Source organism: Mesorhizobium oxytropidicola, assembly GCF_056174625.1.
Map to the genome: position 1 here is coordinate 6,420,682 of NZ_CM149692.1, position 23,505 is coordinate 6,444,186.

Genomic DNA, 23,505 nt, shown 5'->3' on the forward strand with positions numbered 1-23,505 from the left:
CCTCTATTCCACAACCCGCCCGCTGCCGAACACGCCCTGTTCGACGACGAAACGGCGGCAATGATCGATGAAAGCCTGCACCGTCTGGGTGCGGTGCTCGGCGTTGGGCAAGGCGACACCCATGGTCAGAGGCCGCAAATCCCCTGCCAGAGGCACGAAGACCAGCGGCTTGCCGTCGGGCGCCAGCGTGTTGAGCGGCCGCATGTTGGCGATGCCGTAGCCGAAGCCGTTCGCTACCATCGACCGCATCACCGCGATGTCGCCGGTGCGCTCGGCAATGTTCGGCCTGATGCCCCGCATCTGGAAGGCCGAGAGAAAATATTCGCGGCTGTATGGCAGGTCGAGCAGCACCATCGGCTCGTCAGCCAGTTCTTCCGTCGTGATCGAAGCCTTGCCGGCGAAGCGGTGCCCCTGTGGCAGCATGACATAGGCCGGCACCAGCATCAGCGGTTCGAACGTCGTGTCCTGCGACAGTTCGAGATCGTAGGTAAGTGCTGCATCGATCTCGCCCCGCTGCAACATTTCGAGCAACTGCCCCTGGTTGCGTTCGAACTGCCGGAACCGCACTTCGGGATAGGCGCGCTCGAACTTCATGCGCAGGGTCGGCATGACGATCTGCGCGAAGGTCAGCAAGCATCCGACCGCCAGCGGCCCGCGCACCTTCTCGGCGATGTCGCCGGCAATATCGTGCAGGGCGTCGGCATCGGCCAAAAGCCGGGCGGCCTCCTTCAGGAAAACGCGCCCGCCGGCCGTGAGCGACAGGCCATGCGAATGCTTGCGGACGAAAAGCTGGACGCCGAATTCGGCCTCGAGCTGCGCGATCGACGCCGAGATCGAAGGCGGCGAGACATTGACCTGCTCGGCCGCCTTGGTAATGGAGCCGGCTTCGCCGACGGCGACGAAATATTCCAGTTGTCTGAGCGTGAAGCGTAGCGGCATGGGCTTCTATGTTGCCGGTTTGGGGGCCGCGATCAAGCGCCCGCTCCGCCTCAGTACTTGATCCATGTCGTTTTCAGCGCGGTGTACTTGTCCAGCGCATGCAGCGACAGGTCGCGGCCGAAGCCGGATTGCTTGATACCGCCGAACGGCGTCATCGGGCTCAGCGCGTCGACCGTATTGACGGAAACCGTGCCGACGCGGAGCCGGCCGGCGACGCGGTGCGCGCGCGAAAGACTGTCGGTCCATAGCGATGCGGCCAGCCCGTAGGGGCTGTCATTGGCTATGCGGATAGCCTCCTCCTCAGCGTCGAAAGCAATGACCGAGAGCACCGGCCCGAATATCTCGTCCCTGGCGATCGGGTCGTCATGGGCGACATTGTCGAAGATGGTGGGCTGTATGAAGCTGCCCCGACCATTGACCGTGACGCGATCGCCGCCGGCGACCAGGCGCGCGGTCTTCTTGCCGGCCTCGACGAAGCGCATGACGTTAGCGGCATGGCGGGCATCGACCATGGCGCCCATTTTCGAGGCCGGGTCGAGCGGATCGCCAGGCTGGGTGACCGCCGCGCGCTCAGCCAGTTTCTCCACGAAGGCATCCTTGATGGAGCGTTGCACGAGCAGGCGCGAATTGGCCGAACAGACCTCGCCCTGGTTGAAGAAGATGCCAAATGCCGCCATGTCGGCTGCCGCATCGAGATCGCCGCAATCGGCGAAGACAAGGTTCGGGCTCTTGCCGCCGGTTTCGAGCCAGACCTGCTTCATGTTCGACTGACCCGAATATTGCAGGAACATCTTGCCGACCGCGGTCGATCCGGTGAAGGCGAGGCAATCCACGTCCATGTGGCGACCGAGCGCCTGTCCGGCCGTCTCGCCAAGGCCGGGTACAACGTTGAGCACACCGGCCGGCAGGCCCGCCTCCATGGCGAGTTCCGCCAGCCTGAGCGCCGAGAAAGGCGACTGTTCCGCGGGCTTCAGCACCACCGAATTGCCCGCCGCCAGCGCGGGCGCGCATTTCCATGTGGCCATGTCGAGCGGGAAATTCCACGGCACCACAGCGCCGATGACGCCGAGTGGCTCGCGCCGCACCAATACCAGATCGCTCGCGCCTGTCGGCGCGATCTCGTCGTAGATCTTGTCGATGGCCTCGCCATACCACTGGAAGATCGCCGCCGAGCCGGGAACATCAACGGTGGCGGCATCCGTGACCAACTTGCCCATGTCGAGCGATTCGAGCAGGGCAAGCTCCTGCAGGTTTTCGCGCAGCAGCCGTGCCAGCCGCAGCAGAACCTCCTTGCGGTGCGCCGGGCTGGTGCGCGACCAGACACCGGCCTCGAAACTGCGGCGCGCCGCGGCAACGGCCAGATCGATATCCTCCTCGCCGCACGACGCCACCTCGGCCAACGTTTCGCCGGTGGCCGGGTTGATACTGGCGAAGGTGCGGCCCGAACGCGCGGCAACCGTCTTGCCGTCGATGAACGCCTTGTCGCGAAAACGGATCGCCGATGCCTTGCCGATCCAGTCCTTGTGACTGAGTTCGCTCATGCGGACGCCTCCCCCTGCGTACTCACTACTCGTCGCCCGGCACGCCATAGCTCGGCGCGTCGGACGGATTGATCGCGCGGGTGACATAGGCATCGAGTTGCGGCTTGTAGCGATCCCACAGGGCTGCCAGCTCCTCGATCGGGCAGCTTTCGCTCCAGTCGCAGCGCAGGTCCGCGACCGGCCAGGCGACCTCGCGCACCAGCTTCATTCCAGCCGAATGGACCGGACCCGCCTCGCCACCCGCCTTCAGCGCGGCGCGCATGGTCGCGATCAGGCGGTCGCCGAGATGCCCTTCCGAGGCGAGGAAGGCCTCGACCATGGCTTGCGGCACGCCATCATGGGCCAGCATGTTGCCGCCGCAGGCGACATTGTCCGCACGCGCTTCCGCCCAGATGCCAAGCGCCCTCGGCCCGGAATGGATGGCGGTGGTCCCGGCGACATCGACAGCCAGCACCTGCCGGTACTCGCTGTAGGCGCCGGTGCGCTTCAGGATGGCGACCGCCTCGGCGGCCGAGGCTCCGCGCGCCAGCAGTTCGAGCCCTCTCGTACCGAGAGTCGGATCGGTGACGTTCTGGCTGGCGACAGCGCCCACGCCCGCCTGCGCATAGGCGCAACGCGCCGCCACCGCCGGTGAGGAGGACGACACCGCGACGCCGAACATGCCGGTGCGGCTGCACCGCGCGACAATTGAGAACGTCATCAGGATCAATCCGGGATGACGGCGGTGCCGTCTATCTCGACCAGCCAGTCCGGCCGCGCCAGGGCCGACACGACGAGGCCGGTCGAGACGGGATGCACGCCTTTGATGTACTCGCCCATGGTGCGGTAGACCGCCTCGCGATGGCGCACGTCGGTGATGTAGACGACCACCTTGACCAGATGCTCCATGGTGCCGCCGCACTCCTCGATGAGCTGCCTGATGTTCTGCATCACCTTGTGCGTCTGCTCGGCCGGATCGTGGCTGTCGATATTCTTGGCGGTGTCGAGATCCTGAGGACACTGGCCACGCAGATAGACCGTCCGGCCACCCCGCGTGACGACCGCCTGGCACAGATCATTGTCGAGCTTCTGCTCGGGATAGGTGTCCTTGGTGTTGAACTTGCGAATTCTCGTATGCGCCATGCTGGTCTCCATCAGATCGGGCTCGCGGCTGTCGTCAACGTCGGTCAGGCGTCCACTGTCTCGCGTTGAGCGGCAGCGTGATAGGCCAGATATTTGCGCTGCGTCGAAATACGGTCGGCGACATGCTTGGCATCATGCCAGACACCCCAGATGAAACTCGATCCTCTTCGCGACTGCCAGGGAAGGCCGAGAAATAGATTCCAGGTTCGGTCGAGACGCCGCGCTGATGCCTCGGCCGGCCCTTCCCGTCAAAAGCATCGACCTTCAGCCAGCTGTAATCGACGGCAAAGCCTGTCGCCCAGATGATCGACGATATGCCAGCTTCGGCCAGATCGAGTTCACGAAGCGGATTAGCCAGGCATTCGGGATCCGGGTCGATCCGACGGGCCGCGGGCTCTTGCGGAAGGTCGAGGCCGTTGCGCGCGACATAGGCGTCAGCCTCGTCCAGCAGCGACATCAGGTTGGCGTCACCGCGGGCAATGTTCTTCGCCAGATCGGGCGCGAAGGTCAGCACGCCGTCCTGATATGTTTTCGTCATGCCGACCAGGGTAAGTCCCTGCGCGGCCAGCCGACGGAAATCAATCGTCTCGCCGCCACGCGCGCCGCTCACCGCGATCGTGACATGTTCTGTGCCAGGCCCTGGGGTCTCGAGGTCCCATTTGCCGAGAACGCCAAGCCACCAGCAGAAATCGCGCCCGCGATAGGCGCGCGGCGGGCGGTCGTGCGGGCCGACCGAGAGGTAGACGCGCCGCCCCGAGCGCTGCAACTCATCGGCGATCTGCACACCTGACGATCCCGCCCCGACCACCAGCACCGCGCCCTTTGGCAATTGTCCGGGGTTGCGGTACTCGCTGGAATGGATCTGCGGAATGCCGGCATCGCCGGGGACAAGAGCGGGGATGACGGGGACCTGGAACGGTCCGGTCGCCGCGACGATGCTGTTGGCTTCGATCACCCCGTCCGACGTCTCGACGCGGAACCCGGGCCGTCCGACATTTCTTTGTGCGAGCTTGACCTCGACGCCGCAGCGGATCGGCGCATTGATCTGTTTTGCATAGGCGGCGAAATAGTCCGCAACCTCCTCCTTGGAGGGAAAGCCGTCGGGACCCGTCACGGGAAATTCCATGCCCGGGAAACGGTCGTGCCAGGCCGGGCCGTTGGCAACGAGCGAGTCCCACCGCTGCGAACGCCAGCGCTCAGCGATCCGGCCACGCTCGAGAACGAGATGCGGCACGCCGCATTTGCTCAGATGCTCAGACATAGCCACCCCCGCCTGGCCACCGCCGACGACAAGTGTGTCTATTTTTTCCACCGACATTTCTGCGTCCTTTCCCCCCAAGAGTTTCTGCGGATGCGAGGAGGTCAGATCGCTGGTGTACTGGAGGGACTGATTAGCGAAAATTACGATTTCACGTGGCAGTGGTTAGCTTGTCCCTAAATGCCAGGAGACCGGCCAGTGCGAGACTACGACAGCATCGCCCTGGCTGCTTTTTCGCCGATCATCATGGACGGCGCATTGGTGTTGCCGCCGATCAGTGTCGGCATGATCGAGGCGTCCCCCACGCGCAGATTGTCGAAGCCGCGCACCTTGAGGCCGGCGGGATCGACCACTGCCATGGCGTCGTTGCCCATCTTGGCCGTGCCGACCGGGTGATAGACGGTGAGCGCTTCGGCACGCAGATAGGCGAGGATCTCGTCGTCGCTGACGACATCGGGTCCCGGCAGGATTTCCGGTCCGCGAATATCGGCAAAGACCGGTGCAGCCAGGATCGAGCGCGCCAGCTTGATGCCTTCGACCAGGGTCAAAGCATCCTGCCCGTCACTGAAGAAGCGGTGATCGATCAGCACGTTGCGGCGGGTGCCGTCGCGCTCGAGCGTGATTGCGCCGACGCTTCCCGGCCGCAGCACGCAAGTGTGCACGGCATAGCCATGGCCATATTCGACGAGCCGGCCGCGATGGCTGCGGTAGCCCGGGACAAAGTGGAATTGGACATCGGGAATATCGCCGGCATATTTCGTCCTGGCGAAACCGCCGGCCTCGACGTAATTGGTCGTCAGCATGCCCTTGCGCCGGACGAAATACTGAAAGGGTGCGGCCAGCATCGCCGGCAGATTGGCGAGCGACAGGCCGAGCGTCCTGGTGCTGTTCGACCGCACGGTGATCATGCCGTCGACATGGTCGCGCAAATTCTTGCCGACGCCGGGCAGGTTCATGACCGGTTCCACCCCCGCCGCCTTCAGCTCTTCGGCCGGGCCAATGCCGGAAGCAAGCAGGATGCGCGGCGATCCGATCGCACCCGCACTCAGGACGACTTCGGCGCGGCATGACAGCCTTTGGGCTGCTCCGTCCCTGATCACATTGACGCCGGTCACGCGTCCGTTTTCGATCGCCAGATTAAGCACCTCGACGCCTGACAGGACCTGGAGGTTCGAGCGGCCGAGAACCGGCCGGACGAAGGCGGTGTAGGCCGAGAAGCGCTCGCCCTTGTCCTGGGTGACGTTGTAGATGCCGAGGCCGAGTTGGCCATCGCCGTTGAAGTCGCGGTTTTCGGGCAGGCCGACGCTGCGACCCGCCTCTACCCAGAGGCTGGATACGGCGTTGGGATCACGCGGATTGTCGACCAGCAATTCGCCGTCGAAGCCGTGATAGGCCGGGCTCTGCGACAGGAGATTGCGCTCCAGCGTCTTGAAGACCGGCAGCACGTCGGCATAGGACCACCCCGCGCAGCCAAGCGCTGCCCACTCGTCGTAGTCCTGCACGGCGCCACGGATGTAGACCATCGAGTTGATCGAACTCGACCCGCCAAGAAGCTTGCCTCGATTGACCGGTATGCGGCGGTTGTTGAGCAGCGGCTGCGGCACGCCCTTGTAGCCGTAGTCGAAAGTCGGATTGCCGTAGAGCGAGAGAATGCCGGCCGGCACGCGCACCCTTGTTCGATCGTCGCTGCCGCCGGCCTCGATGAGGCAGACGCGATTGGCGGGGTTTGCGCTCAGCCTGTTGGCCAGGACACAACCGGCCGAGCCCGCGCCGATGACGATATAGTCGAATTCCGCGGTCGCGATGCTCATGCCGGTCTTCGTTTCATGCATGTCGTCCTCCCAAAACCGAGGTCACTTTTGGGCGACATGCATTAGTGCTCGTCGTCTTCGTCGTTCTTCAAGAGCTCGAGGATTTCCCGCTTCATGGCGATGAAGTTCGGCTCCATGACCAGGTCCATGCTGCGCGGACGCGGGAGGCCGACGCGGATTTCTTTCTTGATCTGGCCGGGCCGGCCGGACATGACGAGCACCCGGTCCGCCAGCAGGATCGCCTCGTCAATGTCGTGGGTGACGAACAGGACGGTTTTCTTGGAATGGTCCCAGATCCTCAGCAAAAGCTTCTGCATGGAGTGGCGGGTCTGGCTGTCGAGCGCTCCGAAGGGTTCGTCCATCAGCAGCACCTGCGGATCGTTGGCGAGCGCACGCGCAATCGCCACGCGCTGCTTCATGCCGCCGGACAGCTGCGAGGGATAATGGTTGGCGAATTTCGCCAGGCCGACTTCCTGGAGAAAATGCTCGACGGTGGCCCTGCGCTCGGCCGCCGGCATGCCCTTGCGCTTCGGCCGTATTCGACGTTCTGCGCCACGGTCAGCCAGGGAAACAGGGTATAGGCCTGAACACCATGCCGCGATCCGGGCCTGGCTCGGTGACCGGCTTGCCGCCGACGGAGATCATGCCGCCGGTGCGCTCCTCGAGACCGGCAATGAGATAGAGCAGGCTCGACTTGCCGCAGCCCGATGGGCCGACGATCACGCAGAACTCATTGGGCACGACATGGAATGAGATGCCGTCCAGCGCCAGCACGGCGTTGTCGCCCTTGCCGTAGCGCAGGACCACATTGTCGATGCCGATGTCGGCGCTCTTCGGTTTCGTCGCGAGTGTCAGGGCATCCATGTCTACGAACTCCTCAATTGGCCCAGGGAGCGACGAGGCGGCGGATGCCCCGGAACAATTGGTCGGTGCAAAGGCCAAGGATGCCGATCAGGGCGATGGCCATGAAGATGACGTCGACCTGGAAGCCGCGCATGGCCTTCAGCGATATGTAGCCAAGCCCGCTGCGCGCGGCGACGAGTTCGGCGACGACGAGATAGGTCCAGGCCCAGCCCATCGTGACGCGCAGCACGTCGAGCACGTTGGGAAGCGTGGCCGGAAAGACGATGTGGAAGACCGTGTCGCTGCGTTTCGTCCCGAGCGTGTAAGCCGCATTGACGAGGTCGCGCTGAACGCTGCGGGCGCTGTCGGCGATCATCACCAGTTGCTGGAAGAAGATGCCGAAGATGATGACGGCCACGCGCTGCTCGATGCCGATGCCGATCCACAGGATGAAAAGCGGCACGAAGGACGTCACCGGCAGATAGCGGATGAAATTGACGAGCGGGTCGAGCGCGGCCTGGACGATGCGGTAGGTGCCCATCGTTAGCCCAAGCGGCACCGCCACGATGCTCGAAATGACGAAGCCGATCAGCACCACCTGGACGCTGGCCAGCACGTGCTCCCACAAGGAGCCGTCAAGCGCCATGTTGATGGTGGTGAACAGTACGGATTCCGGGCGCGGCAGGAACATTTCCTTGACCGCTCCGGAATAGGTCAAGGCAAACCAGCCGCCGATGACCGCGCCCCAGACCAGGACGCTGAGCGTGATGGAGAGAGGGCGCGACACGGCCTGAAAAGGCGTGGTGACAGCTTTCCAGGCGGATCGACCGGGCTGATTTTTTTCCACGCTCGTGGTCACGATATGGCTGATGGGAGACGTTGCATTCGGTGCCAGTGTCACAGGGAAACCCTTTGGGCCGGATGGACCGCGGGCGCGAGGCCCGGCCCGCGGTCCAGCGAGCTCACTTTACAAGGATAGGTTACTTCGCAAGGCCAAGTCACTTCGCAAGGAACGACGTATCGACGAGGTCGTCGTATTTGATGTCCATCTTGAGCTTGCCGAAGCCGCCCAGATATCGCCGCCGAGCTTGATCAGCTTGCCGGCTTCGCCAGTCTCGCCGCCGGCGAAGAATTGGGCATTGCGGTCCTTGCCGTAGAAGTTCACGCCCGCGGCGGAGGAGGCGAAGTCCTTCGGATCCTTCAGCCAGCCGCCGACGCCCTTGGCCATCACCTCATAAGCCTTCGCAGGATTTTCCTTGATGAACTCGTTGGCCTTGTAGAGCCCCTTGACCAGCGCCTCGACATCCGCCGGGTTCTTGGTGATGTAGTCGCAGTTCAGCGCCACCACATCGACGATCAGGCCTGGCGTCTTGGAGGAGTCGATCAGCACCTGTCCTTTGTTTTCCTTCTTGGCCAGCGTCAGATGCGGTTCCCAGGTGACGGCAACGGGAATGCGGTCGGCCATAAAGGCGGCGGCGGCATCATCCGCCGTCATGTTGGTGATCTTCACATCGGTCTGGCTGAGACCGGCCTGCTTGAGCAGGATGTTGAACCAGAACTGCGACACCGAGCCTTCGTTCAGCCCGACTTCCATGCCCTTGAGATCGGCGACGCTCTTGACGCCGCTCGGCGCCAGAACGCCGTCGCCGCCATGGCTGTCGTCCAGGGCATAGACCGATTTGAAGCAGACATCCTTCGAACGGTATTTCATGATTTCGTCGATGGTCGAGGCACTGCCGTCGAGCTCGCCGGCGGCGACGGCCGCCATGTACATCGATGCTTCCTCGATGATTTCGAGCGAGACATCGAGGCCGCCTTCCTTGAAGTAGCCCATGTCACGCGCAAGGAAGAGCGGGCCGTATCCGACCCAGGTCGTCATGCCCAGCTTCAAGCTGCCGGCTTCGGCGTGGAGGCTCACCGAAAGGGCGCTCAGCGCAATGCCGGCCGCAAGCGCGGCGCGGCGAAACTTCGAGATTATTGTCGTCATCACGTTCCCCTGTCTTTTTCTGAGGTCAGGCGCTGTCGGCGCCAAAACAACCCGCTTCGGACGCATCGCCGAAGGCTGCCGCCTGACGTTCTTTTTGTTCTCTTTCAGCCGGTGGAGGGAGCAAAGCACGCTGTGTGCGATGCACAAATAATGATTTTCTATAATTCTGCTTAGGCTGGGCCTAACCAGGCCAGCGCTGACCGCGCTGGGGCCTTAGGCGCATGGATGACCGTATCGGGATGGCCGCGCGAAGAAGCAGGCGTTCGCAGCCCCCTGGAGGCCGTGCCGACAGGGCATTTCCGTGAAACGGTGGGACGCTCCGGTCAGTGTTTCAGGATCTGGCTGAGGAACAATCTGGTTCGATCGTGGCGTGGCTGGCCGAAGAATTCGTCTGGCGTACCGGCCTCGACGATCTGCCCGGCGTCCATGAAGATGACGCGGTCGGCCACGGCACGGGCAAAGCCCATCTCATGCGTCACGCACACCATGGTCATGCCGTCGCGGGCCAGTTCCGTCATGGTGTCCAGCACCTCCGAGACCATTTCCGGGTCGAGGGCGGAGGTCGGTTCGTCGAACAGCATGACAGCCGGCTCCATGCACAGGCTGCGGGCAATCGCCACACGCTGCTGCTGGCCGCCGGACAGCTGGATGGGGAACTTGTTCGCCTGCTCGGGAATGCGAACCCGCTCGAGGAACTTCAGCGCGGTCTTGCGCGCCTCCTTTTCCGACACCCCCTTCACCCACATCGGGCCGGCCATGCAGTTCATCAGCACCGTCATGTGCGGAAACAGGTTGAAATGCTGGAACACCATGCCGACGTTGGAGCGCACGTCGGCGACGTTGCCCATCTTGCCATGCAAGGCAACGCCATTGACGGTGATATCGCCCTCCTGATGCGCCTCCAGGCGATTGAAGCAGCGGATGAGCGTCGATTTGCCGGAACCCGACGGCCCGCAAATGACGATCCGCTCGCCCTTGTGGACGGTCAGGTTGATGTCCTTCAAGACGTGAAAGGCGCCGTACCACTTCGATACGTTGCGCGCTTCGATGATGACATGAGCGTTCATCTGACCTTGCTCCTGCGGTAGTGCCGCTCGATCCGTGCCTGGATCAGTTCGAGGCAGATGGACAGCATCCAGTAGATCATGGCGGCCGAAATCAGCATCTCCATGTGCTGGAAGGTCTTCTGGCCGAGGGTGCGCGCCAGGAACATCAGTTCCCAGACGCCGATGACCGAGACCAGCGAGGAATCCTTCAGCATCGAGATGAACTGGTTGCCGGTCGGCGGAATGATGACCGGCAGCGCCTGCGGCAGGATGATGCGGCGCATGGTCAATGCGAAGCCGAAACCCATGGAGCGCGACGCCTCCCACTGGCCGCGATCGATACTCTGTATGCCGGAGCGGAAAATCTCGGTCATGTAGGCGCCATAGCAGAGCGAAAGCGCCAGGATGCCGGCAGGCACCGCGTTGATGACGAAGCCGAGTTGCGGCAAGCCGAGATAGATCAGATAGACCTGCATGAGCAGCGGAAGGCCGCGGAAGAAGGAGGTGTAGAAGCTGGCGATGGCGTAAGCGAAGCCATTGCTGGAAAGCTTGGCGACCGCGCCGGCAACGGCGATGACCGAGGCGATGACGATGGAAATCGCCGAAACGTAGAGCGTGGTGACAACGCCCTGGCTGATCAGGAACGGCAGCTTCTCCCTGATGAAGGGCAGGCTGAGATGGAACGTCTCGAAGAAGGCGATGAACAGCAGCAGCAGTTCGAGCCAGACGATGCCGATCTGGAACTTGATCGGCGCGAAACCGATCAGCACGACATTCAAGGTGAAGATCACCGCTATAGCGAAAGCAATGGCAAAGCGGCCGTAGAGGCCACTCACCGACGGTTCGCCGATCACCGGACGCATCAGTTCAGCGAAGCTGGTGCCCGCCATGTTGAAGGCCATGAAGAGCAGCAGAACGACGCCGAACATCGTCGCCACAAACCAGGGTTTGTGGACGAGGATTTCGGCTTCGACGGTATCCGGATAGAGCATCTTTGAGCACCGGCTGTTCGGCGGCCTGCCCCAAGGCAGGCCGCCTTAAGGGCTAGTTTGTCTTCGAATAATCCTGCCCGTACCATTTTTCGGAAAGCTTGCTCAGCGTGCCGTCCGCCTTCATCGCCTTCACGGCGTCGGCGATCTTGGCGGAGAGTTCGGGATCGCCGCGCTCGATGGCGATCGCCAGCGGTTCGTAGAATACCGGATCGCCCAGCTGCTTGATCGGGTAGCCGGCCTTCTGCGCATCCAGGATCGACGGCAGCGAGGAGACCACCGCGTCGAGGCGCACGCCATCGCCAAGGCGAAGGTCGTCGAAGGCGGTCGTCGAATTCTCGTAGGAGTGGACCTCCTTCGGGTTGAGCTTGTACTCGAATGGCGGCGCGCCGGCGGCGTCGAGCGTCAGATCCTTCTTGGCATAGGCCTCGAAGGTGGAGGTGCTGGTGGCGCCGACCACCTTGCCGTCGAGATCGGCCAAAGTCTTCGCCTTGCTGTCCTTGTGCACGGCAACGGCCGCCGGTGTGTAATAATAGACCGCCGGAAAATCGAAGATCTCGGCGCGCTTCTTGGTCGGCGTCATCGAGCCGGCATGCATGTCCCAGCGCCCTGCCCAATTGCCGGCCGTGATGATGTCCCAGCCGGGCGTGATGAACTCGACCTTGACGCCGAGGTGCTTGCCGATCGCCTTGGCGACGTCGACATCGAAGCCGTCCAGCTCGTTGCTGGCATTCACGAAGGATTGCGGCGCCCAGTTGGCGTCGGTCGCCACCTTGAGCGTGCCGGCCGCCATCACGCGGTCGAGCACAGCGCCGGCGTGAGCAGGATATGCGCCAAGCGCAAGCGCCATCGCGGCCATCGTCAGCTGTCGTCTGTTCCAGATTGTCATGTGCGTATTCCCCTGTTGTTGTTCAGTCACTTGCGGTCACTTCCGTTCAGCCGGTCGTGACGTCGCAATCTCGTGCCGACCAGGTCGGCGTCTTCTCCCAAAGGCTCGCGGATTTAGCGACGTCGCGGCCGTTCCGGTCTTCCGATGTCGCGGAGGATGTTCGCCGTCGCCATTCCCCCGATCACAGGGAAGGCCCCGGCCTGATGCCGGCGAAGCGTCACGCGAAGCTTGGGGCCGGCGTTGCTCTCCTGCCTCGCGAAGGTTGCTATCCATGGGCCGCCGCCCTCTTGGCACCTTGATCCAACAGGAAATCGCCCATCGCCGCGGCAACCCGAGCCGGCGCCTCGATCAGGATCGAATGGCGAAGTCCGGCAGGATCGCGAGTTGCGACCCTTGCAGCTGTTCGTGCATCAGCCGCGCCATGCGCGGGCTGGAACCCTGGTCATCCTCGCCGGTCACGATCAGCGTCGGGCAAGTGATGCGGTCGAGAATGCCGCCGAAATCGGTTTCGGCCAGAACGCGATAGGCTGCCACGTAGCAGTCGCGGTCGTTCTCGGCATCCCGCCGGCGCAGCTCCGCGATAATCTCCGGATTGCTGTCCTGAAATTCCTCCGTCAGCCAACGCGACAGCGAGGCGGCGTGATGCGCCGAGGCGTCGCTCGCCATCAGCGCCGCCAGCCGGCCACGCACCGCGTGCCGCTCTTCGGGCGTGCGGCCGGCGACCGTAGACAACAGCACCATTTTTTGCAGGCGCTCGGCATGCGTCAGCGCCAGGCGCTGTGCGATCAGGCCACCCAGCGAAAACCCGGCCAGATGGAAAGTGGCAAACCCCATATGGTCGGCCAGCGCCAGAGTCTCGCCGACGAAATCGTCGATCTCGTAGCGACCCTTCACGCGGCTGGAGCGACCGTGGCCGCGCAGGTCGAAGGTGAGAACCGCGAAGTGATCCTTCAACTGCCCGGCCACGCCATTCCAGGCTTCGAGGTAGGAGCCGACGCCATGGATGCAGACCAGCGGCACGCCGCCCTCGCCGTCCAGGCGCCAGTTGAGCAGCACGCCTTCGACATCGAGCTGGCCGGTGCGCGCCATGGTCACGCCCTCGCCGCCTGGCGCGCTTTGTCGCGCTCGCGCGCGGCAAAGACCGGCATTACCTCGTCGACCCACAGCTTGATCGTCTTCTTCTGCAATTCGAACGGCAGGTTGAACGTCAGGCCGAGGCAGTACTGGTCGACGCCCGCCGCTTCATAGTCGAGCAGCTTCTCGATCACCTCGTCCGGCGTGCCGAACATCAGGTTGCGGCGGATGTTCTCGGGATTGTAGTTGTCCTTGCCCTTGACGCTCTCATAGGGGACGGCTTCGGGAAAGCCGTTTTGCACGGTGCCGATGTTCTGGAACAGGTTCTCGAAGGCGCGGCCGTAGTCGATGGCATGCCCGACCGCGATCTCCCAGTCCTGCGCCCGTTCGTAGACGCAGGTGCGCCGCTGCATCATCAGGCGCGGGCGCGGCACCTCCGGATGATCGGCGACGGCCTTGCGGAATTTCTCGCCGAGCACCGCGATTTCGGCCGCCGGCGCCGACAGGGGCGTCGACAGGATCGAGGCGCCGATGCCGACGGCCCAATCGAAGGTGCCCGGGTCTCGCGCGGCCACCCAGATCGGCGGATGCGGCTTCTGCAGCGGCTTCGGGACGCCAGCGGCGAGCGGGAACTTCCAGTAGTGGCCGTCATGGGCATAATCCTGCGCCCACAGTTTCTTCACCGCCGGCACCAGTTCCTTCAGATAGGCAACGCCTTCCTGCTGCGGCATGCCGCCGGCCATGCGGTCGAACTCGTATTGGTACGAACCGCGCGCGATGCCGAACTCCAGCCGACCGCCGGTCAGGTGATCGCAAAGCGCCGCCTCCCCCGCCAACCGGATCGGGTTCCAATAGGGCGCGACCAGCGTCGAGGTACCGAGCCGGATCTGCTCGGTATGCTGGGCAAGCCATGTCAGCGTCATCAGCGGATTGGGCGAGATCGTGCATTCGATCGTGTGATGCTCCGCCGTCCATAGCGTCTCGAAGCCGCCTTCGTCGGCCATGCGCGCCAGCTCAAGCAGATTGCTCTTCACCTTCGACATCGGGATGTCGGGCGAGAAGCGCTCCATGGTCAGCGAAACGGCGAATTTCATGTCGGTCTCCCCAGTGTATCGGGTCTTGGTCAGCGAAGGCGGATGACGAACGGGTCCTGCATGGCGCCCGAATAGTCGATGACGACATTCTTCAGGCGCGAGAACTCCTCCATGGCGTCGAAGCCGCCGCGCCGGCCGTAGCCGCTCTCCTTGAAGCCGCCATTGGCGGACATGAAGGAGGAGGCGCGATAGGTGTTGATCCAGACCGTGCCGGCCTCGACTTTCCTGGCGAAACGCAGCGCGCGGTTGATGTCGCGTGTCCAGATACCGGAGGCCAGCCCATAGCGTGTGTCGTTGGCGAGCCGGATCATTTCGTCTTCCGACGAGAACGGCATGACGCCGACGACGGGACCGAACAGTTCCTCCTGCATGAAGTCCATGCCGTTGTCGGCATCGGTCATGACAGTCGGCTCGAAATACCAGCCGCCGGCAAGCTCGTCCGCCTGCGGACGCTTGCCGCCCGCCGCGATCCTGGCGCCCTGGCGCGCACCGGAGGCGACATAGGTTTCCACCTTGGCAAGTTGGGCCGACAGCGCCAGCGGGCCGATGTCGGTTTCCTCCAGCATCGGCAGCCCGACCCGCACGCGCCTTGTGCGCTCGACCAGCGCCTCGACGAAGCGATCGTAAACGCTGGCCTCGACGAAACAGCGCGAGCCGGCGACGCAGCTCTGCCCGGCGGCCGCGAAGACACCGGACACGACGCCGTTGACGGCATGGTCGATGTCGACATCGCCGAAGACGACATGCGGCGACTTGCCGCCGAGTTCCATCGAGCAGGGGATGAGATTCTGCGCCGCATTGGCGGCAATCCGCCGCCCCGTCACGGTCGAGCCGGTGAAGACCAATTTGGCGATGCCCGGATGCCGCGTCAGCGCGTCGCCGGCCACAACACCCGTGCCGGTCACGACGTTGACGACGCCGGCGGGAAAGCCAGCTTCCATGATCAGCTCGGCCAGAGCGAGCGTCGAGGCACTGGCATGCTCGGACGGCTTGACGACCACCGTGTTGCCGAGCGCCAGGCATGGCGCCAGCGTGCCGGTGAGCAGCATCAGCGGCGAGTTCCATGGCGTGATCATGCCGACGACACCAATCGGCTCGCGCAGGTTGAAGTTGAGCATGTCGAGCTTGTTCACCGGAATGGTGTCGCCGAGCAGCTTGTCAGCCATGCCGGCGAAATAGGTGTAGCTGTCGGGCATGGCGCGCATCTGCGCCCGCATTTCCTTCAGCAGCTTGCCATTGTCGCGCGTCTCGATCAGCGCCAGTTCGTCGGCGTGCTCCAGCACCAGCTCCGCCAGCCGGCGAACGAGCTTGCCCCGGTCAGTCTGGGTCATGCGCCGCCAGGCCGGCGCCGCGAAAGCGGACCGCGCGGCCTCGACAGCCGCGCCGACATCCTCGGCGCTGGCCTCGGCGAACTGGTACCAGGGCTTGCCGGTGGTCGGGTCGAAACTGTCGATGTACTGCCCACTCCTGGGCGCCACGAAAGCCCCGTTGATGAACAGGTTCTGGCGCGAGCCTTCGAGCGATGCGACCGTCGTTTTCATGCTGTCTGTCCTGCCTGAAACATCATTCGGACGCGGCCTGCGTCCACGATTGCGACTGGCCGTCGATCATGGCGACGCGACCGCCGTCGCCGGTGTCGATGTAGATGCCGAAGCGCTTGTCCTGGCGCTCGCGCGCATAGCGGCGCAGCATGGCGCGCAATTCATGCGTGGCGATCCGCTCATAGGGCAGCGCGTCGACGGCAAAGAAGGCGTGGCCGTCCGGAAGTGCTGCTTCAACGCTCTCACGGCTCAGTTCGGCGCGGTAGATCAGATAGCCGGGATCGCTGTCGGCGACGTCGAACACCGAATAGAGGAAGGTGTTTTCAGGGACGAGGCTCAGCGCCTCGCCGCCATCCAGCACAAGTTGGCTGTCGGCCTTGCGCCGCCGCGCCGTCGGCAGCACCCAGCTTCCCTTGCCGTCGGTGCGCAAGAGGATCCGGTCACCAGCTTCGACGAGATAGCCGATGATCATGTCCTGCGAGGCCAGCCAGCCGGCGGGCAGCGGATCCTTCACGCTGGCGTAACGGCCGCGGCAAAATCCGAGCGGCGCCGATGGGCTCGTTCCAAAAGCCTGGACCTGGCCGATCAGGATGATGTGGTCGCCGGCCTCGATGCGGTTGTGAACGGTGCAGTCGAACCAGGTCAGGCTGTCGGTGAGGATCGGCGCGCCGGTGTGGGCGCGGTCATGGTTGACCGACTGGAACTTGTCCGCCGCTTTCGACGCGAACACCGAAGAAACATCGGCCTGGCCTTCATGCAGGAAATTCACCGCGAAGGACCGCGTTTCGTTAAATGCCGGAAAGCTCGCCGCCGCCTTGCCGACGCAGACCAGGAGCAGAGGCGGGTCAAGCGAGACCGAAGTGAAGGAGTTGGCGGTCATGCCGCGCGGATTGCCGTCGCAGTCGCGCGTGGTGATGACGGTGACGCCGGTGACGAAGGTGCCGAAGGCACGACGCAAGGCGATCGGGTCGATCGTCCTTTGTGCCACCGCGTCCGCCATTGCTTTCCTCCATAGTGTCGGATGAAAGCTAGGCAGGAGCCGGCCGGCGTTCTTCCTCCGGTCTGTAGGAAAGATGTCGTGGCGCGCTGCTGCCATCCCGAGCAAGTGCAGGCGCGGCGAGCCTGTGCCTGGCAGCGGACGCCAGGCAGTGCCAGCGGTGTCGGGATGGAGTGGTTCTAGCGGACGGGCGGCACGCGGCTGTCGATGATGCCGCTGAGACGGATCGCCAGTTCAACCGCGAAGCGCTGTTCGGGCGTGTCGAGACGGATCCCGAACAGTTCCTCCATGCGCGACAGGCGATAGCGCAAGGTGGTGACATGCAGGCCGATGGCGTCGGCGCAGGCCTGGCTGCGACAGCCCTCGCGCAGATAGGCAAACAGCGTGTCCAGATAGGGCGTGCCGTGGTCGCGATCATGCGCGATCAGAGCGCCGACACTGTCCTCGACGAAGCCGCGCACGTCGGGAGCGTCGGCGGCGGCGACCAATATCGGCAGCGGGCCGAAATCCTGGCCGGCAAAAACACCGGTGCGTCCGAAGGAACGGCCGATCCGGATCATGCGGCGGCACCGCTCCCAGGCGATGGGATAATCGGCCAGCGCGGCACAGACCTCCGAAAGCACCACCACCGGTTCGCGCTCGAAATAGCCGCCAAGCTCGGCCGCGATCTTGTACGGCAATTTCGCGAAGCGCGCGCCGTCCTGCCCGGCATCGGCCGGGACGAGGCAGACAAGCCCATCCTCCACCGCGATTGCCGTGCCGGCAATGCCGGCCTGCTGCAAGAGACGCACCAGCGCATGATGCGGATCGGCAAGGCCGATGGCACCATCCTTCGCCTGCTCGGCGAGGTCGACGACGATCATCTTCTGCGCAACCGTCAGGTCGAGCCCCAGCCGCCGTGCGCGATTGACGATATCGGCCTCGTCGCGCCAGCGACGCTCCGCCACCTCCAGGAAAAGCTCGGTCAGCGAACGCGTCTCGAAACGGAAGCGCACGAAGCTGCGCATCATCTGCACGCTGAGCGCGAATTTGGTGCTGTCGAGCAGCATCTGATCGAGTTGGCCCGATGCCTGCGGCGTCGGGAAAATCATCAGCGCGCCAACCACTTCGGCATCGATGGTAAGCGGCTCGATGCGCACCGAGAGCTTGAGCTGTCGCTTGCCGTCATCGACAAACAACGTTTCGGTGTGGCGCCCGTCGGACGCGCCGCGCGCTATCTTGAAGATCTGCCGGCTCAGCGTTCCGCTCACCGCCTGCTGCCAGGAGGCGATGTCGAAATGCGCCTCGCTCGGGGAACGGCCGGCCACGACCAGATTGGCATGGAAATCGATCACCACCACCGGATTGGGCAGAAGCTCGCCGACCTTTTCGGCGAGCGAAACCACCGACCCGTCCGACAAGGCCTGCTGCAGAAGCGAGGTGTGCGCCGAAAGCGCGCGTTGCAGGCGTTCGCCGGCCTGCTTCTCCTGGCGCAGCCGATGCTGTTTCTCGACCGCGATCTCACCCAGGTGCACGATCATGCCGATGAAGGCGATATCCTGCGCCGTCACTTCGGTGATTTCGCGCGAGACGACGGTCAGCACCATCGGCCGGCCGTCCTCGTCGACGCAGTTCATCGGCATGACCAGCACGCTGCGGTAGTCGCGCTCGAAGGCCTCGCGGCGATAGCCCGGGAACTCCTCCGACACCCGCGCGTCCCTGATATAGACCGGCTCATTGCGGTTGAGCGCAACGATCGAGGGACTGGTGGCGAGCTCCCAGCGATCCGGCAGCGTGCGCTGAATGAGCGTCGGGTCGTGGCGCACGATGACATAGGCGTGGCCATGCGGGGCATCGATGCCCATGATCGAGCCCAGCGTCCATTGGGCATGACGGCAGGCCGCCAGCACGAGATCGCGCAGCACGGACTGGAGATCGCCGCCCGAATTGATGAGGCTGGCGGCGTCCCGCAAGGAGAGAATTTGCGACTCGTGGTCCACGGTGATTTTCCGCCACTCGCGAAGGGCGAATTTAAGCCGTCGCGGATATACGAACGCTACACCGCTTCCAAGCGGGGCGCACGCCGATTCTTCCTACGAACCGGAGGAATACCCGCTGATTGGCACTGACTAGGCTGGGTTTGACCAACTGGGATCCAAATCATGGAATTGCGAAAGATCTGCACCTTCATCGAGGAAGTGCATCTCGAAGGCGGCAAGGCAGCTGCCAGGCCTGTGACATCGATCGTCCTCGCCGCCATAGTGCGCAATCCATGGGCCGGGCGCGGCTTCGTTGAGAACCTGCGGCCGGAGATTACCGCCATAGCTCCACGGTTGGGACATGAACTCACGCGCCGGCTGCTCGAAATGATGCCGGCCGAGCGCATCGAAAGCTACGGCAAGGCAGCGGCGGTCGGCACATCAGGCGAGATCGAGCACGCCTCGGCGCTGATCCACACGCTGCGCTTCGGCAATGTGTTCCGCGATGCCGTCGGCGGCACGACCTATCTCGAATTCTGCAACACGCGCAACGCGCCGGGCGCGCTGTTATCGCTGCCGATGATGCACAAGAGCGAGAACGGCCGCCGCTCGCATTTCATCACCGCCAACTTCCAGATCGCCGACGGCCCGGCCGCAGACGAGATCGTCGTCGCCATCGGCGCGGCGGATGGTGGCCGCATCCATCCCCGCATCGCCGACCGCTTCCAGGACATGGCCGAGATGGAGAAAGAGCGGCTCGCCGTTCAAGCCTGACATTTTGCCCAGCCGGCTTGGCCTCTCGATCGCCTGACGTTAGCCTCTGCGATTGCCGAACGCGGGAGTGACATGTGACGATACGGCCAATCGTAAGATTTCCCGACCTTCGTCTGCGCTCCGTCGCCGAGCCCATATCGGTCTTTGACGAAGACCTGCACCTGCTTGCCGGCGATCTGGCCGACACAATGCGCGCCGCTCCAGGCATCGGAATCACCGCGCCTCATATCGGCATCCTGAAACGGTTGGTCGTCCTCGAAGTGTCGCCCGCGGCCGGCCTGCGCAGCTACGTCAATCCCACCATCCTTTGGGCATCGGGCGAAATGATCCGCCATGTCGAAGGCAGCGTGTCCATGCCAGGGGTTACGGAGGAGATCGAACGGCATGCACGCGTGCATATCGGCTATCAGACCCTGGACGGCGACGAGGCAGTCGAGGAGGCCGAGGGCCTGCTCGCTGTCTGCCACCAGCACGAGATCGACCAGCTCAATGGTCTCTTCTGGATCGAGCGGCTCTCCCGCCTGAAGCGGGAGCGGCTTGTCAAACGATACCAGAAACAGCAGCGGGGCTTTTAGTCGACGGCGCCCACGCATCCGCCGTCGCCAGGCTGGGCAAAGTCCAGCGCCCTCGCCTCAGATCACCGCTTCTTCCAGGAACGGCTCGTTGCGCGCAATGCGCTCGTAGCAGAACGGCGACAAATCGAGCGTCTGGAAAGCGCCGTGAACGATCAGCTCCGACACCGCCCGGCCCACGGCTGGCGACTGTTGCAGCCCGTGCCCTGAAAAACCATTGGCGAACATGAAGTTGGTCACCTGCGGGTGGAAGCCGACGATGCCGTTGTGGTCGAGCATGTTGTATTCGTAGTGGCCGGTCCAACTGGTCTGGACCTTCAGCGCATCGAAGGCCGGAATGCGATGCCAGAGCGCCGGCCAGATGTAGTCGTCGAATTCCTCGAAGTGCATTTCGAAGTCGTCATAGTCGGCCGGACCGTCGCCTTGCGGCGTGTTGCCGGTGAGGAAAAGCCGCCTTCCGGCCGCACGAAGGTGCCGGAGAGGTCGATGACATTGGGCATGCGGCCGGGGATCGGATTGGCGCTGGCGAAGACGAAGCTGTAGCGCTTGTAGGGCGCGACCGGGATTGAGAGCCCGGCCATGGCGGCGACCTGCTGCGCGCGCGGGCCGGCGGCATTGACCAGGGTCCCGCAGGAAATCGTCTGGCCGGTCGCGAGCCGGGCCGAGACGACGCACCCATCGGCGATATCCAATCCGGTCACGGCGTTGTCGATATACTCGACGCCGCTGGCACGCGCCGCGCGGCGGAAGCCGTTCAGCAGCCCCATGGAATCGAACCAGCCCTCTTCGCGCGAGCCCCAGGAGCCTCCGCCGAGATCCTCGACATTGAGCCAGGGGAAACGCTCCTTCAGAGGGCCTGGCTCGAGGAAGACGGTGTGGGCGCCGAGGCTGCGCTGCAGGTCGACCCGCTCGCGCGCGGCTTCGACGCCTTCAGGCGAGCAACAGTAGAGATAGCCATATTCCTTGAAGCCGAGATCGGGCGCCGGCTCATCCTTGTAGAAGGGCGCCATCCGCTCCGGGAAATTCCGGATGATGTCGATGCCGAACTGGCTGATCTTCACATTGATCGGATTGGAATATTGCTGGCGGATGGCGCTGGTGGAGAGCGCCGTCGACGAGAAGGTGTAGCTCGAGTCGCGCTCGACCACGAGGATCGAGGCGCCATTGCCCAGCGCCTGGCTCAGCCAATAGGCCGTCGACGAACCGACAACCGCGCCGCCGACGATGACGATGTCATAGGCGGCGCGCGACGGTGCCTTGTAAGGAGGAATTGCCACGGTCTGTCTCCGGTCTACTGATTGAATGAGGCGATCAGGGCGTCCGAGCCCCGTGCCAGCACGCCGAGGTCCGACCCGACGGCAACCATGGTGAAGCCGTCGGCGAGGTAGCGGTCGGCATCGGCCTTTGCCGGCGCCAATATGCCGCTGGACTTGCCTGCGGCGGCGGCCGCCTTGCGCACGGAGGTGATCGCCTCCTGGACATGCGCGGCACCCGGATTGCCCATCGCGCCCATATTGGTCGAGAGATCGCCTGGGCCGACGAAGAGCACGTCGACGCCGTCGACAGCGGCGATCTCGGCGGCGTTGGTCACGCCTGTCTCGCATTCGATCTGCACGGCGAGAAGCTGCTGCTCGCGCGCCTTGGCGTGGTAGCCGGCGATGCGGCCGAAGGCGTTGGCACGGTGACCGACCGAGAAGCCGCGGACGCCGCCCGGCGCATAGGTCATCGCCGCGACGATGGCGCGGGCCTGCTCTGCCGTGCGCACATTGGGGATCATCAGGCTGCGCGCACCGATGTCCAGCGCCTGCTTGATCAGATTGGCATCGTCCGATGGCAGCCTGACGACGGGCTCGCTGTCGAAGCCGCCCATGACCTGAAGCTGCGCCATGATGCTGCGCAGATCGTTGGGGCTGTGCTCGCCGTCGATCAGCACCCAGCCGGCTCCGGAGCCGGCGACGATCTCCGTGGTGAGAGCCGAAGCCAGCGAGCACCAGATGCCGATATGGGCCCGACCGGCCGTCACGGCGGCCTTCAAAGTGTTGCGGCGCTCCTGCATTTTACAATCGGTCTCCAGCCAAAGAAGATGCATTGAAATTTGTATGATGTCCTATATCATATGGCTGACTTTGGCTGCAAGGCCGGTTTTACCAGCGATGTCTGCTTGGGAGTTTGGACATGAAGATCGGCTTCATCGGGCTTGGCGTCATGGGTGCACCGATGGCGCGCCATCTCGCCGCTGCGGGTCATGAGATCGTCACCGTCCTGAACCGCTCGCAGCTGCCGCGCGACCTTAAGGCATCGGTCGTCGCGTCCCCTGCCGAAGTGGCGAGGGTGTCCGAGATTGTTATCACCATGCTGCCCGACACCCCTGACGTGGAGCGCGTGCTGTTGGGAAAAGACGGCGCAGTCGGGGGATTATCGGCCGGCAAGCTGGTGATCGACATGAGCTCGATCAGCCCGATCGCCACGGCTGAGTTCGCGGCGAAGCTTCGTGAGACGGGAGCCGGCTATCTCGACGCGCCGGTCTCGGGTGGCGAGGTCGGCGCCAAGGCGGCGAGCCTCACCATCATGGTTGGCGGGCCGGCCGCCGAGTTCGAACGGGCGCTGCCGATCTTTGAGACGCTCGGCAAGAACATCACCCTGATCGGCGAACAGAACGGCGCCGGGCAGACCTGCAAAATCGCCAACCAGATCATCGTCGCGCTCAACATCGAGGCCGTGGCCGAAGCGCTGGTCTTCGCCAGCAAGGCCGGCTGCGACCCGGCCAAGGTGCGCAGCGCGCTGATGGGCGGCTTTGCCGCGTCGCGCGTGCTCGACGTGCATGGCGAACGCATAATTGCCAGGACATTCGCACCGGGCTTTCGCATCCGGCTGCACCAGAAGGATCTCAATCTCGCGCTCGAAAGCGCGCGCGCGCTTGGCGTGGCCCTGCCGAACACCGCCATGGCGCAGCAGCTGATGAACGCCTGCTCGGCCCGTGCGGGCGGCGCGGAGGCCGACCACTCCTCCCTCGTCAAGGCGCTCGAGATGCTGAGCGACCATGAACTGTCAAACGGAAAGGAATAAATCG

General features: G+C 63.9%; 18 protein-coding genes and 4 pseudogenes. 3 read left to right on the forward strand and 19 right to left on the reverse strand.

Going from position 1 to position 23,505, the window contains the following annotated elements:
• Window positions 1-3: 3 nt before the first annotated feature.
• The 17 genes and pseudogenes from AC0V8S_RS32155 to AC0V8S_RS32235 all read right to left on the reverse strand — a co-directional run bounded on the left by AC0V8S_RS32155 (window position 4) and on the right by AC0V8S_RS32235 (window position 19,110).
• Window positions 4-939: a LysR family transcriptional regulator gene (locus AC0V8S_RS32155; protein ID WP_027045706.1), complete on the reverse strand. Its 936-nt coding sequence runs from the start codon at window positions 937-939 to the stop codon at window positions 4-6.
• Window positions 940-989: 50 nt separating this feature from the next.
• Window positions 990-2,480, reverse strand: coding sequence for an aldehyde dehydrogenase (locus tag AC0V8S_RS32160; RefSeq protein ID WP_183456874.1), 1,491 nt, complete (start codon window positions 2,478-2,480; stop codon window positions 990-992).
• Window positions 2,481-2,505: 25 nt separating this feature from the next.
• A complete protein-coding gene (locus tag AC0V8S_RS32165; protein WP_183456872.1) occupies window positions 2,506-3,180 on the reverse strand; it encodes a DUF1028 domain-containing protein in 675 nt (224 codons plus the stop codon).
• A gap of 5 nt (window positions 3,181-3,185) precedes the next feature.
• Window positions 3,186-3,602, reverse strand: coding sequence for a RidA family protein (locus AC0V8S_RS32170; protein WP_183456870.1), 417 nt, complete (start codon window positions 3,600-3,602; stop codon window positions 3,186-3,188).
• A 44-nt stretch (window positions 3,603-3,646) separates the two neighbouring features.
• Window positions 3,647-4,920 (reverse strand): annotated as a pseudogene (locus AC0V8S_RS32175) (flavin-containing monooxygenase).
• Window positions 4,921-5,066: 146 nt separating this feature from the next.
• Window positions 5,067-6,671, reverse strand: a complete 1,605-nt coding sequence (locus AC0V8S_RS32180; protein ID WP_183465175.1) for a GMC family oxidoreductase — start codon at window positions 6,669-6,671, stop codon at window positions 5,067-5,069.
• Between the two features lie 62 nt (window positions 6,672-6,733).
• A pseudogene (locus AC0V8S_RS32185) lies at window positions 6,734-7,535 on the reverse strand (ABC transporter ATP-binding protein).
• 13 nt (window positions 7,536-7,548) lie between these two features.
• Window positions 7,549-8,361: an ABC transporter permease gene (locus AC0V8S_RS32190; RefSeq protein WP_475435554.1), complete on the reverse strand. Its 813-nt coding sequence runs from the start codon at window positions 8,359-8,361 to the stop codon at window positions 7,549-7,551.
• Between the two features lie 120 nt (window positions 8,362-8,481).
• A complete protein-coding gene (locus AC0V8S_RS32195; RefSeq protein ID WP_475435555.1) occupies window positions 8,482-9,501 on the reverse strand; it encodes an ABC transporter substrate-binding protein in 1,020 nt (339 codons plus the stop codon).
• Between the two features lie 323 nt (window positions 9,502-9,824).
• The gene (locus tag AC0V8S_RS32200) at window positions 9,825-10,568 is read right to left on the reverse strand and encodes an amino acid ABC transporter ATP-binding protein (protein ID WP_475435557.1); all 744 of its coding nucleotides are present in this window, start codon (window positions 10,566-10,568) and stop codon (window positions 9,825-9,827) included.
• A complete protein-coding gene (locus tag AC0V8S_RS32205; RefSeq protein WP_183456858.1) occupies window positions 10,565-11,539 on the reverse strand; it encodes an amino acid ABC transporter permease in 975 nt (324 codons plus the stop codon). Before AC0V8S_RS32205 ends, AC0V8S_RS32200 begins: the two co-directional genes overlap by 4 nt.
• 52 nt (window positions 11,540-11,591) lie before the next feature.
• Window positions 11,592-12,425, reverse strand: coding sequence for a transporter substrate-binding domain-containing protein (locus AC0V8S_RS32210; protein ID WP_183456856.1), 834 nt, complete (start codon window positions 12,423-12,425; stop codon window positions 11,592-11,594).
• A 265-nt stretch (window positions 12,426-12,690) separates the two neighbouring features.
• A pseudogene (locus AC0V8S_RS32215) lies at window positions 12,691-13,514 on the reverse strand (alpha/beta fold hydrolase).
• Between the two features lie 2 nt (window positions 13,515-13,516).
• Window positions 13,517-14,593, reverse strand: a complete 1,077-nt coding sequence (locus tag AC0V8S_RS32220) for an LLM class flavin-dependent oxidoreductase (RefSeq protein WP_183456854.1) — start codon at window positions 14,591-14,593, stop codon at window positions 13,517-13,519.
• Window positions 14,594-14,622: 29 nt separating this feature from the next.
• Window positions 14,623-16,134 carry an aldehyde dehydrogenase gene (locus tag AC0V8S_RS32225; RefSeq protein ID WP_475435559.1) on the reverse strand — a complete coding sequence of 504 codons (1,512 nt, stop codon included), beginning with the start codon at window positions 16,132-16,134 and terminating at the stop codon, window positions 14,623-14,625.
• Window positions 16,135-16,156: 22 nt separating this feature from the next.
• A complete protein-coding gene (locus AC0V8S_RS32230; protein WP_475435561.1) occupies window positions 16,157-17,134 on the reverse strand; it encodes a flavin reductase in 978 nt (325 codons plus the stop codon).
• A 176-nt stretch (window positions 17,135-17,310) separates the two neighbouring features.
• The gene (locus AC0V8S_RS32235) at window positions 17,311-19,110 is read right to left on the reverse strand and encodes a helix-turn-helix domain-containing protein (RefSeq protein ID WP_475435562.1); all 1,800 of its coding nucleotides are present in this window, start codon (window positions 19,108-19,110) and stop codon (window positions 17,311-17,313) included.
• Window positions 19,111-19,272: 162 nt separating this feature from the next.
• Here AC0V8S_RS32235 and AC0V8S_RS32240 point away from each other — a divergent pair, with 162 nt between their 5' ends.
• Together AC0V8S_RS32240 and AC0V8S_RS32245 are read left to right on the forward strand one after the other, a co-directional pair.
• Window positions 19,273-19,863 carry an amino acid synthesis family protein gene (locus tag AC0V8S_RS32240; protein ID WP_475435563.1) on the forward strand — a complete coding sequence of 197 codons (591 nt, stop codon included), beginning with the start codon at window positions 19,273-19,275 and terminating at the stop codon, window positions 19,861-19,863.
• A 74-nt stretch (window positions 19,864-19,937) separates the two neighbouring features.
• Complete coding sequence (locus AC0V8S_RS32245) at window positions 19,938-20,438, forward strand: peptide deformylase (RefSeq protein WP_475435564.1); 501 nt, start codon at window positions 19,938-19,940, stop codon at window positions 20,436-20,438.
• Between the two features lie 57 nt (window positions 20,439-20,495).
• Here the strand turns inward: AC0V8S_RS32245 and AC0V8S_RS32250 are convergent.
• Window positions 20,496-21,712: pseudogene (locus tag AC0V8S_RS32250) on the reverse strand (NAD(P)/FAD-dependent oxidoreductase).
• A gap of 14 nt (window positions 21,713-21,726) precedes the next feature.
• Window positions 21,727-22,491, reverse strand: a complete 765-nt coding sequence (locus AC0V8S_RS32255) for an HpcH/HpaI aldolase family protein (protein ID WP_475435566.1) — start codon at window positions 22,489-22,491, stop codon at window positions 21,727-21,729.
• Window positions 22,492-22,610: 119 nt separating this feature from the next.
• Between AC0V8S_RS32255 and AC0V8S_RS32260 the strand changes: the two genes are divergently transcribed.
• Complete coding sequence (locus tag AC0V8S_RS32260) at window positions 22,611-23,501, forward strand: 2-hydroxy-3-oxopropionate reductase (protein ID WP_475435568.1); 891 nt, start codon at window positions 22,611-22,613, stop codon at window positions 23,499-23,501.
• Window positions 23,502-23,505 lie beyond the last annotated feature (4 nt).